Annotated in this window: 11 protein-coding genes; 1 reads left to right on the top strand and 10 read right to left on the bottom strand. The window is 66.4% G+C overall.

Annotated elements, in window-relative coordinates:
* Positions 1-10: 10 nt before the first annotated feature.
* From mgtE to rlmN, 9 genes are all read right to left on the bottom strand, one after another.
* Positions 11-1,423 carry a magnesium transporter gene (mgtE, locus tag J4G12_00785; GenBank protein MCE2454344.1) on the bottom strand — a complete coding sequence of 471 codons (1,413 nt, stop codon included), beginning with the start codon at positions 1,421-1,423 and terminating at the stop codon, positions 11-13.
* Positions 1,380-1,868, bottom strand: a complete 489-nt coding sequence (gene ybeY, locus J4G12_00780; GenBank protein MCE2454343.1) for an rRNA maturation RNase YbeY — start codon at positions 1,866-1,868, stop codon at positions 1,380-1,382. The genes mgtE and ybeY overlap by 44 nt, the downstream gene beginning before the upstream one ends.
* A gap of 14 nt (positions 1,869-1,882) precedes the next feature.
* The gene (locus J4G12_00775; GenBank protein MCE2454342.1) at positions 1,883-4,138 is read right to left on the bottom strand and encodes an HDIG domain-containing protein; all 2,256 of its coding nucleotides are present in this window, start codon (positions 4,136-4,138) and stop codon (positions 1,883-1,885) included.
* On the bottom strand, positions 4,135-5,142 hold the full coding sequence (locus tag J4G12_00770) for a PhoH family protein (GenBank protein MCE2454341.1): 1,008 nt from the start codon (positions 5,140-5,142) through the stop codon (positions 4,135-4,137). Before J4G12_00770 ends, J4G12_00775 begins: the two co-directional genes overlap by 4 nt.
* Positions 5,135-6,919: an aspartate--tRNA ligase gene (gene aspS / locus J4G12_00765; GenBank protein MCE2454340.1), complete on the bottom strand. Its 1,785-nt coding sequence runs from the start codon at positions 6,917-6,919 to the stop codon at positions 5,135-5,137. The genes J4G12_00770 and aspS overlap by 8 nt, the downstream gene beginning before the upstream one ends.
* Positions 6,920-7,020: 101 nt before the next feature.
* Positions 7,021-7,773, bottom strand: a complete 753-nt coding sequence (lepB, locus tag J4G12_00760; GenBank protein MCE2454339.1) for a signal peptidase I — start codon at positions 7,771-7,773, stop codon at positions 7,021-7,023.
* A 156-nt stretch (positions 7,774-7,929) separates the two neighbouring features.
* Complete coding sequence (locus J4G12_00755) at positions 7,930-8,499, bottom strand: LytR C-terminal domain-containing protein (GenBank protein ID MCE2454338.1); 570 nt, start codon at positions 8,497-8,499, stop codon at positions 7,930-7,932.
* Positions 8,500-8,573: 74 nt separating this feature from the next.
* Entirely contained in the window at positions 8,574-9,263 is a 690-nt protein-coding gene (locus J4G12_00750; protein MCE2454337.1) for an HD domain-containing protein, read from the bottom strand.
* Positions 9,229-10,335 (bottom strand): 23S rRNA (adenine(2503)-C(2))-methyltransferase RlmN, encoded by a 1,107-nt coding sequence (gene rlmN / locus J4G12_00745; GenBank protein MCE2454336.1) that lies wholly within the window; start codon positions 10,333-10,335, stop codon positions 9,229-9,231. Before rlmN ends, J4G12_00750 begins: the two co-directional genes overlap by 35 nt.
* A 58-nt stretch (positions 10,336-10,393) precedes the next feature.
* Between rlmN and J4G12_00740 the strand changes: the two genes are divergently transcribed.
* Positions 10,394-12,178 (top strand): DUF814 domain-containing protein, encoded by a 1,785-nt coding sequence (locus J4G12_00740; protein MCE2454335.1) that lies wholly within the window; start codon positions 10,394-10,396, stop codon positions 12,176-12,178.
* A 28-nt stretch (positions 12,179-12,206) separates the two neighbouring features.
* Here J4G12_00740 and trpA read toward each other — a convergent pair whose 3' ends face one another.
* Entirely contained in the window at positions 12,207-12,995 is a 789-nt protein-coding gene (trpA, locus tag J4G12_00735) for a tryptophan synthase subunit alpha (GenBank protein MCE2454334.1), read from the bottom strand.

Here is a 12,995-nt window from a genome sequence, read left to right as displayed (position 1 = left end):
TCGCCCGGTGTCATCCCATCAACATTCTCGAAGCCAGCCCCAGAAGTAGGAAGAAGCCGCAGAGGTCGGTCAAAGTGTGGACGAAGACGGACGAAGCCACCGAGGGATCGACTCCTAGCCGTTCGAGCAGCGTCGGAAAGAAGGCTCCGGCGAACCCGGCGACGATCTGGTTCCCCCACATGGCGATCAGCGCCACGAGGCCGAGCCGGACGTCCCCGCCGGGAACGAGCATCGCCAGCAGAGCCACCCCGGCTCCGAGGGCGGCGCCGTTGACGAGACCGATGGCGGACTCCCGTCCGACGGCCGAGAGCGCGGCCTTGCTGGCTCCACCTTCTAGCGTCAGACGTCTGATGGTGACCGCCAGCGACTGAGTGCCGGAACTTCCCCCGAGAGCGGCGATTATCGGCGCGATGAAGGCCAGGGTGGCCACTTGGCGGATGGCGTCCTCGAACACCAGGATCACGGCCGCAGCTAGCGCCGCCGTCACCAAATTGAGCAGCAGCCAGGGCAGACGCGCCCTGACCGATTCGCCCCAGGTGTGGCGGAGTTCGTCCTCGTTGGCGACGCCGGCAAGGCGCAGGATGTCTTCGGTGCCCTCTTCCTCGATGACGTCGATGACGTCGTCGAAGGTGATGCGCCCGAGCAACTTGCCATCGTCGTCCACGACAGGGATCGCAGCGAGGTTGTAACGGGCGATGAGCCTGCCCACCTCTTCCTGATCCACATCGGGCCGGACCACCGCGACGGGTTCCTCGACGATGGACTCGATGGGTTCGTGGGTTTCGGCGATCACGAGGTCGTCGAGCTTGACGGTGCCGAGCAGCTTGTCGGTCGGATCCACGACGAAGACGGTGTAGAAGTCCTCGACATCCCTTCCCGACTCGCGTACCCGGGCGATAGCCCGCCCGGCGTTCATCCTACCCTCTACCTTGACGAGCTCCGAAGTCATCAGCCCACCGGCGGTGTCATCGTCGTACACCATCAGCTCTCGAATCTCGGCCTCGGCCTCATCCGGGAGCGCGCTGAGGATGGCGCGCCGCTCGTCGGGTCCGAGCTCGGCGATGAGATCGACGGCATCGTCGTCGGCCAGCTCGTGAACGAGCTCGGCGCCTCTTTCGGGGGCGAGGGCCGCGAGCAGCGCTCCGCGGTCGGGGCCTTCCTCCATCTCGGCGAGGGTCTCGGAAGCGGTCTCGGTCGAGAGGACCTCGATTACCGCTACTCTTTGGGACTCCGGAAGCCCTTCGATTATGTCCGCAATGTCGGACGGGTGAAGCCGGGCGAGCCGTTCGGCCAGAGCGGCGTGCTCTTCCCGGGAGCCGTCGGCCTGCGGCTCGCGAGCCGAACGGCCGCCTCCCCGATCCGCCATCGTCTTCCCGCCGCTAGCGGCGGCCTCCTGCGGGGTCGTCCCGTTCGGACCAGGCATCCGTCCGGCGATCCGTCGCCATCACTTGCTCGACCAGTGTCTCCTGTAGATCGAACATGGCCGACGAACAGCGGGCCTCGCCGTCAGGGTGATCGAAACCGATCACGTGGAGGGTGCCGTGGATGGCTAGTCGCGTCATCTCCTCATCGAGCCTCACCCCGTGTTCGGCCGCCTGGCGGGCGGCCTGATCACCTCCGAGGTAGATGTCTCCCAAGGGCCAGAACTCCTCCCCCAGCGAAAAAGCGATGACGTCGGTGGGGCCTTCCTTTCCGAGGTACTTTAGGTTGAGCCGCGCCATCTCCGAGTCCGGGAGCACGGTGATCGAAATGTCGCCTCCCCCGCCCCGCTCCTCCAGCGTTCTCCTGACCGCGCGTTCGATCAACTCCGTCCGGATATCGAAGGGACCGGACTCGATGGAGATCACGGCATCGTCGGTGAACGCCACGGGCGGTCCCGCAGTCAAAACTCTTCCCCCGAGGTCGGGGCCGAATCCGGGGCCGAATCCGGATCGCCCGCCGGTCCGGCATCCGGGGTCGTAACCTCGTCTCCGGCGGCCACCAGCTCCGGGTACACGGTCCGTATGTGTCCGCTTCCGTCCAGCACCCGCACGAACTCGTCCCTGATCTCGGCAAGATCGGCGAGAGTGACCGGCGCCTTGTCGAACTGTCCGTCCAACAGCTTTCCGGTAATCACCTTGCGCACCCGCTCCCGAATCTGCTCCTTGGTGGGGCGGTCGATGGCTCGCACCGCCGATTCGCAGGAGTCGGCGCACATCAGCACCGCCGTTTCCTTCGATCTAGGACGGGGACCGGGATATCGGAAGTGCCGCTCGTCGATCCTCGGCTTCTCGGGCGGTCCGTCGTTCAGGGCCGCAGCGGCTTCTCTAGCCTTTTCCAGGAAGAAGCCGATACGCTGAGTTCCATGGTGCTCGGTGATGAAAGGAAGTATGCAGCGCGGCAAACGGTATTCACGCGCCAGGCGCTCGCCCTCTACCACGTGCTCCTTGATCAGGCTGGCGGAGAGTTCGGGCTCGATCTCGTCGTGGAGATTGCTGGCCCCGCCCTGGTTTTCGATGAAGCACTCGGGCCGGACAAGCTTGCCTATGTCGTGGTAGTAGGCTCCGACGCGTGCCAGCAGTTTGTTCGCACCGATACGCTCGGCGGCGGACTCGGCGAGATTGGCGACCGCGACACTGTGCGCGTAGGTGCCCGGGGCCTGTATTGAGAGCTTTCTCAGCAACGGACGCAGGGGATCGGCCCACTCGGTAAGGGTCTGGACCGTCGTGATTCCGGTGAAGAGCTCGTAGATGTAAAGCAGTCCCAAACTGATCAGCAACGATATGACCACGTTCCCCAGAAGCGCCGGGGTCCGGCCGAGCGCTTCGAGAAACGGAACCTCGGTGAAGAGGGCGTGGGCGACGATCACCAGAGCGCCCACTGCCGAGAGTATCACGATGGCCAGCCACACGCGCGACCGTCTGGGCACGATCATGGAGCAAAGCGCGGCGAGCGCCCCAGTCGCGAAATGAGCCAGCAGGGTCGCGTCCGACCCCTGGTACGCCGGAAGCGCCCAGGTCATGCTCACCAGGACCGCCGAGAGCACCAGAGCGACGCTGGAATTCCAGAGCACGGCCACCGGGAAGATCACGAAGATGAGCGGCAACCACTCGCCCGGCAATTGGGAACTGTGAATGAGCGAAGCCAGGCCGAAGAACGCGAACGCGAGTATGCCGATCAGGCCGATCCAACGGACGTTGCGGTATATCTCCCGGTGCGAGACGAGAATGAAGAGCCAGAAGACCGCGAGGAGAACGATCTGGACGATGAAGAGTCCTAAGAAGCCACTCGTCCGTCCCACCTCGGCCGGACGTCCGGTGACCATGGCGTCCTCACGAGCTTGGAGACGTCTCCGGACCTCCTCGTCGACCGCATCTCCGGGACGCACGATCACTTGGCCGGCATGGATGGTCTCGATTACCGGATCGACGCCGTCCGACGCCTGCGTCCGGTCGCGTCCGGTGGCTACGTTATCGAACCTCAGCGAGTGTTGGAGGTGGGCGCCGAGAAACCGACGGTAGAGATCGACGACCTCGGCGGAAACGTCCGGGGCGAGAAAACGTTCGGTCTCGTCGAGAAACGCGGTCGAGGTCAGCAAACCGGAGGTCGGGCGGATGGAATCGACGCCGCTCGGTCCCCGGACTATTAGGCTGTCGGCCGTGATGGAGGAAGCCTGCATCGGGTCGATGATCGCGTCGAGCCCGTCGACCGCCCGCCGAACCGCCGTCCTCAGAACAAGCCAGATCTCGGGGCCGGCAAGCGCCTGGGAAAGCTCGGAGGAGATCTCGATTCCCCAGATCGAGTCGAGAAGCTCGATGGCCGCTTCGACCCCGGCCGCCTCCCTGACCGAATCCAGTTTGGCGAAGGCGGCTTCCACCAGGACGCGGGTGGAGTCGTTAGCCTCGGGGATATGCCGGAAGGTCGGAGGAACCGCTGCCATCGCGGCTATCCGATCCGACTCCAATTCGGCGGAGCTCTTGCGAACCTCGAACTCGATCTCGGCTACGACCTGCCGCGGCGCCACCTCCCATTCGCTGAAGTCGAGCTGCGAGCGCGAGCCGGCGTCGCGCACGAAGAGCAGCGTGGCCCAGAGAGCCACCGCCACCGCGATCAGCCACCTCGCCGCATGGAAGCTCGCGCCGGCCGGGAGAAAGCTCACTCCGGCGACTTTCGCTCGGCCTCGTCGCGCTGGTAGGCCAACAGGATCTCCTTGACCAGACGGTGGCGGACCACGTCACGGTGATCGAGATGAACGAGCGATATGCCCTCGACCCCCGCGAGTACGCGCTCGACCTCGAGCAGGCCGGAATCCGCTCGGCGCGGCAGATCGGTCTGGGTCTTGTCACCCGTGATCACGACCCGCGAGTTGACCCCGAGGCGAGTGAGCAGCATCTTCATCTGCCCGGTGGTGGCGTTCTGGGCCTCGTCGAGGATGACGAAGGCGTCCTGGAGCGTGCGCCCCCTCATATATGCGAGGGGGGCGATCTCGATGGTCGAGTCCTCCAGAGCCCGGGCGAGCCGGTCCCGGGGCATCATGTCTCCCAAGGCGTCGTAGAGCGGACGCAGGAACGGGTTCACCTTTTCCTGCAGATCTCCCGGAAGGAAACCCAGGTGCTCGCCGGCCTCGACCGCAGGACGAGCGAGTATGATCCGCCTCACCCTCCGTCGCGAGAGCGCGTCCACCGCGCATGCCACCGCCAGATAGGTCTTGCCGGTTCCCGCCGGGCCTATGCCGACCACGACCTCGTGCTCCGTGATCGCCCGGACGTATCTGCGCTGGCCGGAGGACTTGGGCATGATGACCTTGCGGGAACCCGGAAGGGCGAGGCGGAAGGACGCGTCATCGGATGCGTCCCGGTCGGAGACGGCCCCGGAAGGCCCGGAAGCCCCGGTCGACGCGCGCTTGCCGTTGAATGCGGTTTCCACGAGGTCGGCCAGAAGCCGCTCGTCCACCCGTCGTCTCTGGCGGGCGCGCAAGATCACACGGCGCACTACCGGTACCGCTCTGCGCACGGCGTCGTTCTCGCCGGAGACGATCACGGTCTCGCTGCGGAGCACCACCCTGACGCCGAGCAGTCGGTTGAGCTCTCTCAGGTTGCAGTCGTTGACACCTGAGAGCGTCAGGGCGTCGATGCCCTCGGCGTCGAGCCTGTGTTCAACCAGTTTCGCGGTTTCGATCAATATCCGGGGTGATGGAGATGCGCAGTTCTTGGAGATCGGTCGTCGGAACCGGGGCGGGCGCACCCTCGAAGCGGGAGCGGGCGGCGGTGGTCTTGGGAAACGCGATCACATCCCTCAAGCTACGCGATCCCGTAAACTTCTGCACGATTCGGTCGATTCCCAGCGCGATCCCCCCATGCGGCGGCGCACCCGCGCCCAAGGCCTGGAGGAGGAAGCCGAAGCGTTCGTCGACCTCTCCCCTGCCGATGCCCAGAGCCATGAGTATGCGTCGCTGGAGATCGGGCAGATGCACGCGAATGCTGCCGGAACCGAGCTCGGAGCCGTTATACACCAGATCGTACGCCGTTCCCCGGACCGCGAGAGGGTCGGACTCGATCAGATCGAGATCGTCGGGATGCGGCATGACGAAGGGGTGGTGCGAAGGCGTGATGCCGCAGTCGGCTTCCTCGAAGACGGGGAAATCGGTCACCCAGAGCCACGAGTGTTCGGTCGCGCGCTTGCCCGCACGGGCGCCTGCCGCGTCGCGCACCGCGGCGAGCACCGGCGATGTGAGCGAATCCGGCCCGACCGCGACCAGCGCGAGATCGCCGTCGACGAGGCCCATGCCCCGACCTTCCTCCGCGGTCAGGAATTTGCCCAGCGGTCCGCTCCCCGACCCGCCCGCCCACTTGGCCCAGAGCAGACCGGGAGCGCCAGCCCCGCGAGCGACATCCTCCAAGGATCCGATCTGTCTGCGCGAGAGTCCGGCTCCGCCTGGCAGGCGGACCGCCCTCGCCCTCTCGCCCTCGGCGATGGCGTTGCGGACGAAGTTCATGGCGACGCCGGCGAGCGGAACGGAGCAGTCGACGATCTCGAGACCGCAGCGCAGGTCCGGCTTGTCGGAACCGTAACGTTCCATGGCTTCGGCCCAGGTCAGTCTGGAGAAAGGCGGGGTGGCGTCGACCCCGGCCACCCCGGCCAAAGTCGCCATCAGCCCCTCGGTCCAACCCAGAACGTCGTCCACCCCGACCCAGGAGGCCTCGAGGTCGATCTGGGTGAATTCCGGTTGGCGGTCGGCGCGCAGGTCTTCGTCCCGGAAGCAACGGGCGATCTGGAAGTAGCGGTCGAACCCCGCCGTCATCAGCACCTGCTTGTAGATCTGCGGACTCTGCGGCAGCGCGTAGAATTCACCGGGATGAACCCTGCTGGGCACGATGTAGTCGCGGGCGCCTTCCGGCGTCGCGCGGGTGAGGATCGGCGTTTCGATCTCCAGAAAATCGTGGCCGGCGAGGTGGTTGCGAGCCGCGAGCACCAGTTCGTGGCGCATGTGGAAGACGCGCTGGACCTCGAGCCTTCTGAGGTCGAGGACCCGGTGGCGGAGGCGCAGCTTCTCCGAGGGGGTCTCGTCTCCGGGGCTGCGGTACACCGGAATCTCCGGCGTCCGCGCGCCGGACACGATTTCGAATTCGTCGACGAGAACCTCCACCGATCCGGTCTCGAGATCGGGGTTCGCGTCAGGTCGTTCCCTGACCGTTCCGGAAGCGCGCACGACGAATTCCGAGCCAAGGGAGCGGGCCAGCTCGAGCGGTTCGGCGGGTGTCCATTCCGGCCCGAAGGAGAGCTGGCCGATGCCGCTCCGGTCCCTAAGGTCCAGGAAGATCAGGTTGCCGAGATCGCGGCGACGGTGCACCCAGCCTGCGAGCGTGACCCGATCGCCCGCGCTCACCCGGGAGATGGAGGCAACGAGATGGGTTCGAAGGCTTGTGGCTTCAGTGCTCACTGCGGATCAGGCTGGACGTGGATGCTTTGGAGCGGGCTCGACGCTGCGGACCGGATGCACGCGAGGGCTGCGGTGAGGACGGGCGCTGCGAGTAGGGTGGGCTAATCGATGCCGTGGAAGATCCGGTTCCAGCGCACTTCCCTCAGCCAGGGGAGCGGCGAAAAGGATCCCTTGTTGTACGAGTAGTAAGTGAAGGAAACCCGACCCTCGAGCCGCCATCCCTCCAGGAGCCCCCAGTAACGCGAGTCCAGAGAAGCCTCGCGGTTGTCGCCCAGCATGAAGTAGCGGTCCTCCGGAATCACGAGCGGACCCCAGTTGTCGCGGGTGGGATGGTAGGTCGACGGATCCACGCCTGGGGCGAGGACCGTGCGCTGCCAGTACATGGATGGCGCCGTGCCGTCCTCGGCGGGGAGGTGGCTCACGTAGGGCTCCGGGTGCACGTCGCCGTTCAAGTAGAGCGCTCCGTCGGTCATGTGCAGAGTGTCGCCCGGGAGTCCGACGAGCCTCTTCACTAGGGTGAGCGTGTCCTCGTGAGCGGGGTCGAAGACTATGACGTCGCCGCGCTCGGGGGTCGCGTATCCAGGAACGCGGATGTCGGTGAACGGCACCTTGCCGCCGAGCGCCGCACGATTCACGACCAGCATGTCGCCGACCAGGAGGGTGTTCTCCATGGACCCGGAGGTGATGACGAAGGTCTGGATCAGAAAGCTCCTGATCAGCAGGTAGAGAGCCCCCGCGAAAAGGGCTGACTTCAACCAGTCGATGAGAGTCGCCGGCTTCCTCTCGGCCTTCCTTTTCTTGCCGTTCGACGGAGCCGCCTCCGCCGCGTCTCCGGCGGTTTTCGCCTTCCTCAATTCCTTTTCTCCTTCACCGGACCCTCCTCCTCACGCCCGAAGCCCGCTTGCGGCTCCGAAGGTAGTCGAATACGTGGCTGTTCGATCACGCTCCATTGGAAAACGTCGCATCAGGAAAGATACCTAAGAGGAGAGTGGACAAGCCGCCCACGGCGATCACAAGGTGCCGCGCGCGCTGCCTTGGGAGGCCTCGCCCGCGGGTTGCCGGTTCGGACGTTGCCTGAACCACCGCCTCACATCCCACCACCGCGCTTCCGGTTCAAGTGGGGGCTGTCCGGGGCGAAGCCACTCGGCTCCCAACAGCACCGTGACGTCCAGGTAGAGCTCGGGATCGGGTGCGATCTCGAAATCACGAACCCCCAGCGCCCGGGCCACCGAACCCGCCATGGCGCTGTCTCCCGCCCGATCCAGCACCCGCGTGCCCTCCTCGGTGAACTCGATCGCGTTGCCGAAGGAGACTACGTCGAAGCCGAGTTCGCGCAGATAGTCGGTGGCGTCGGATGCGAGACCGGCGACCCCGCCGGCGTTCAACACCTCGACCCGCACCCTCGTCCCGGGAGGCGGACCCGGATCGAGCAGGAGCGAGTTGAGCGCGGGTTCCGGAAGACCGCTCTCGGTCGGGAGGTCCGACCCGACGCACTCGCGATCCCCGGACCTGAACAGGAGCAGCGCCGAGGTGACGCCGATGAACCCAGCCCATCCGAGCATGCCTACCCAGCGTTTCATCGGTGTCCTCCCTGGTTGCGGGCCGGTGGAGACGGTCGATCGAATACGGTCGTCGCGAGTTCGTTCACGGGCTGTCAGATTCCTGTATTTCCGCGTTCGTCGCTTCCGTTCTCGGCACAAAGGGCGTTCCAGAAGGCAACGGAGTGCGAGATCAGCGGCTTGCCCTGACCGATCGCGCGGGTCAATCTTCGCGCCGTCACCTCGGGCGTGAGCTCGACGAGCCTTTCGGGGAGTCCGACCAGCATCGCGTCCCGCCACGGGCCGAGTCTTCTGCCTGGTTCGACGAGATCGGCTACGTAGAGCGCCCTGCCCATGAGGCCGAAATCGGAGTGTCCGGTCGTGTGCCGGGCGACAGCCAGGAGCAGCTCCTCGTCGCGAACTCCCTCGGATCTGAGCCTCGCGGACGCGGCCGGCCCGTGGAGCACGATGTCCGGAAGGATCTCGGCGTCGGCCCTGGTCACCTCTCGCCTGAGCTCGTCCGCAGGCGCCTCGCGGAGCACGTCATGGAGGAGGCCTGCGGCACGCCAACGCTTGCGGTCCGACCGATCCGCACCCAGCCGCTCCGCCCAGGCGTCCATGAGCAGAGCGACCCGCTCGACGTGAGCCCGCCTCCTTGCGCCCAGGACGGCCCAGCCAGGAAGCTCGCCCTCCGCCGCAGCCATGATGATGGGATGCACCGGTCCGGATACACGCGACCCGGCAACCCGTTCGCGAAGGTTCGCGAGTCGGTCAATGGGGCCGAATCCCTCCGGCGGACCCTTCATCTTCCGCCTCCCTCGAGAGCGCGTGGGCTCTGAGCTGGCCGCAGGCGGCGTCGATGTCGCGTCCTCGACTCTCGCGCACGGCGACCGTCACGCCTCGAGCCCTGAGTTCGCGGGCGAAACCGGCGATGTGTCTGTGGGACGACGGGCGCCAGTCGTTGTAGGGTATGGGGTTGAAAGGGATGAGATTGACGAAAGCGCCGACCTCCGCCGAGAGACCGGCGAGGGCGGGTACCAGGCTCAGCTCGTCATTGACTCCTCGGATCATCGTGTACTCGAAGGTGATGCGCCTGCCCTTCGTCTTCCGAAACTCTCGGAGGGCCTGCATCACCTCGCCGATGGGGTAACGCTTTTCGAGAGGGATGAGCTCCCTTCGTAGATCGCTGTGCGGCGCGTGGAGCGAGAGCGCGAGGCCGAACTGCTCGGGTCGGCGGGCGAGCTCGAGTATGCCTGGCACCATCCCCACGGTCGATACCGTGATGCGGCGGGCGCCGACACCGTAGCCGGCGTTCAGGATGGTGAGCGAACTCATGACGGAGTTACTGTTGGCAAGCGGTTCTCCCATGCCCATGTAGACCACGTTGGTGATGCCGCCGCGCCCGGTCTCTTCCGCCCAGCGCGCCGAAGCCCGATACTGCGCCACGATCTCGCCCGCGTTCAGTTGGGCGTCGAACCCGCCCCATCCCGTGGCGCAGAACTTGCACGCCAGGGCGCATCCGGACTGCGACGAGATGCAGAGGGTCAGTCTCTTCCCGGAGGGGATCAGCACCGATTCGACGAGACCGCCCGAATCCAGTCGCCAGAGGTGTTTGACGGTGCCGTCGACGCTCTCCTGAAGCCGGGCGCACTCTGGTTCCCGCACCGAAAATGCGTCGGCGAGCCCGGTCCGTTCCGACTCGGGCAGGTCGGTCATCTCCCGAATCGAGCAGGCATGGGCCTCGAAAAGCCAGCGCTCGACCTGTGCCGCTCGGTAGCCGGGCTGGCCGCGACCCGCGAAGTGTTCCCGGAGCACGGTCCTGAGATCGGCCGGAAGGAGCGAGAGGAGGTCGGTGACGACCGGAGAGGCGGTGGACATGGGAAGGGTGTAACCCTGGGGCCGATCATGGGTTCAAGGTCGTTATGGAGCCGAGTCGATGAGTTCGCCGGGCGGTCGAGCGCACGTGGTCCGGTGGGACGCCGTGTTGACGAGGGAGCTCGCCGCAGAGAAGGATCGCGCGCTTGCGAGGTGGAGGAGCCGAGCCCTCCTCTTCGACGGCAGGCGACGGGAAGTCTTCGTCTACTTCAGGGAAGGGACTCTTAGCTGGAGCCTGCGCCACGACGCCGCGTTTCCGACCTTGTTGGAAGCGGTGGAGCCGCCTTCGACCGCGCTCCCCTTCCCCATGCGTCTGCGCGGCGTGCGAACTCCCGTCGACGAACGCGTCATGGTGATGGAGTTCATGCCGCTCAGGAGCGGACCGAGACCCGCCGATCTGGTGATCGAGCTCCTCGCCGGCCAGCTCAACTGTCTGGCGGTCGAGGCCGGGAGCGGGACGATCCGGCATGCGCTCCGCACTCCGTCCCGGCCTCGCCACCTGGCGCGAGGGCGTCCTTACCTGCCGCCCGCACCCTTTCGACGTGAAGGCGCGACAGGCCTGAGCCTGGATCGTTTCGAGGAGATACTGCAGGAGAACGGACGCTCGCTCGCTTCGCGACTGGCCTGGTGTTCGACCGTCAACCGGAAGGCGCTCCGACACGTGTACGCCGGCGAGGGAGCGGAGGCCGCCCATGCGCTCTGGATGAGGCTGGCCGGGATCGCCACGGAGCCCGGCGTCGCCGCAGAAACGAGCGTTCCGACGGAATCGGGAAAAGGGACCGACGAAGGCGCCGTCATTCTCGGCAAGAGCCAGCCCTATCCGTTCGCATTGCCGGGATCGCCTTCCCGCGAGGTCTCATCGCTCCTGGGCGCCTTCGGCGAGCTGGCCGGCTCCGCGCCTCCCGGCCTTGGAACCCTCGAATCCCATGTCCTCCGATCCGGGCTCGACGGCGCATCGAGCGCCGGCCGCGGGTCAGCTCCGGCCGAAACGCCGGACCTCGGACTCCTTCTCCGTCTCGACGAGGCGAGGGAGCGGATCGAACGCAGGATCACGAGCCTCGAACGTGAAAAAGCCGCCTTGGAGGACCCCGGTGCCGCACGAGCGTTGGGTCACCTGATCCTCGCCCGCTACTCGGAGATACGGCCGGGAACAGCCGAGGCGGAGATCGTCGATCTTTCAGGTGAGCCGGTCACAGTACGGCTGGTGCCGGGTGGATCGGTGCAGGAATCGGCCGAGCGTTACTTCCGGAAGGCCGCCAAAGCGGAGAAGGCGGCGAAGCGGCTGCCCGAGTTGGAAGGAGACCAGAGGCGCCGTCTCGAACGCTTCGCGCGACTGACTGCGGCGCTCAAGGCCGGGGCGGTGAGCGAGGGCGAGGTGATTGCCGCGCTTCCGGCGGACCTGCGCGGATCGCATCAGTCCAAGAGCAAGGACTCGCGGACTTCCGCAGGCGCATCGCTTCCCTACCGGGTCTATCGCACCACCGGGGGATCCGAGATCCGGGTCGGTCTGGGAGCGAAACGCAACGACGATCTCACCTTCCGCCACTCTTCACCGAACGACATCTGGCTCCACGCCCGCCATTCCGCCGGAGCTCACGTGATACTTCGTCGAGCCTCCGCTTCCCAGATGCCCTCCGAGGAGGAAGTGCGCGAGGCCGCGGTCGTCGCGGCGGTGCAATCGAAGGCGAGGGGGGCCGGCGTGGTCCCGGTGGACTGGACGTTGCGCAAGTACGTGCGGAAGCCGCGCAAGTCGCCGCCGGGCGCGGTCGTCCCGGAACGGATCAGGACCGTGTTCGTGGAGCCCGATCACGGGCTCGTCGTTCGCATGAGAGAAGAACAGTCATGAAGAATCCCCCGGACGACCGTGAAGTCCGTCAACCCTCCATGGCGGAACGCAACTCGCGCACGAACGCGGTCCCGGCCCGCAGCCCCCCGGCATCGAGGGCCCGAACCAGAGCGCTGCCCACCACGACGCCTTCGGCGAGCCCCGCCACCCACCTGGCCTGTCGCGGCGTGGCGATCCCGAAGCCGACCGCCACCGGAAGCCCCACCGCGTGGCGCACCGCCTGCACCTCTTCGTCGAGTTCCCCGCGCAAGGAGCTTTCGCCGCCGGTGACCCCCGTCCTCGATATGTAGTAGACGAAGCCCGAGCAGTCATTCGCGATCTCCCGCACCCGGCTGCGCCCGCTGGTGGGGGCGACGAGCCGGATCAGGTCGAGCGACGAGACGCGCATGCGTTCTTCGAGTGCAGGATCGGCTCCGACCGGAAGATCGGTGAGCAGGACTCCGTCCGCCCCGGCGGCTGTCGCGTCGGCGACGAACGACTCCGCGCCGTAGGCCAAGATCGGGTTCAGATAGCTGAAGAGCACCACCGGCGTACGCGGATCGCCGGTCCGGAACTCGCGCAGTCCCTCGAGCGTGGAGGCGACCGAAGCGCCTGCGGCGAGCGCGGCGAACGACGAAGCCTGGATGACTGGACCGTCGGCGAGAGGGTCCGAAAAGGGTATCCCCAGTTCTATGAGATCGGCGCCTGCGGCGGCTATGGCGCCCATGATCTCGGCGGGTCTCTTCCCTTCGGGGTGCCCGGAGGTGAAGTAGGGGATGAGGGCGGAACGTCCTTCCTCCCGGCAGCGCGAGAAGGTTTCGTCGATCCGGGTCGGCAT

The sequence above is a fragment of the Gemmatimonadota bacterium genome (assembly GCA_021295815.1).
In the GTDB taxonomy this organism is placed as follows: Bacteria; Gemmatimonadota; Gemmatimonadetes; order Longimicrobiales; family Gaopeijiaceae; genus JAGWBQ01.
This window is presented reverse-complemented; position numbering and strand designations above follow the sequence as displayed.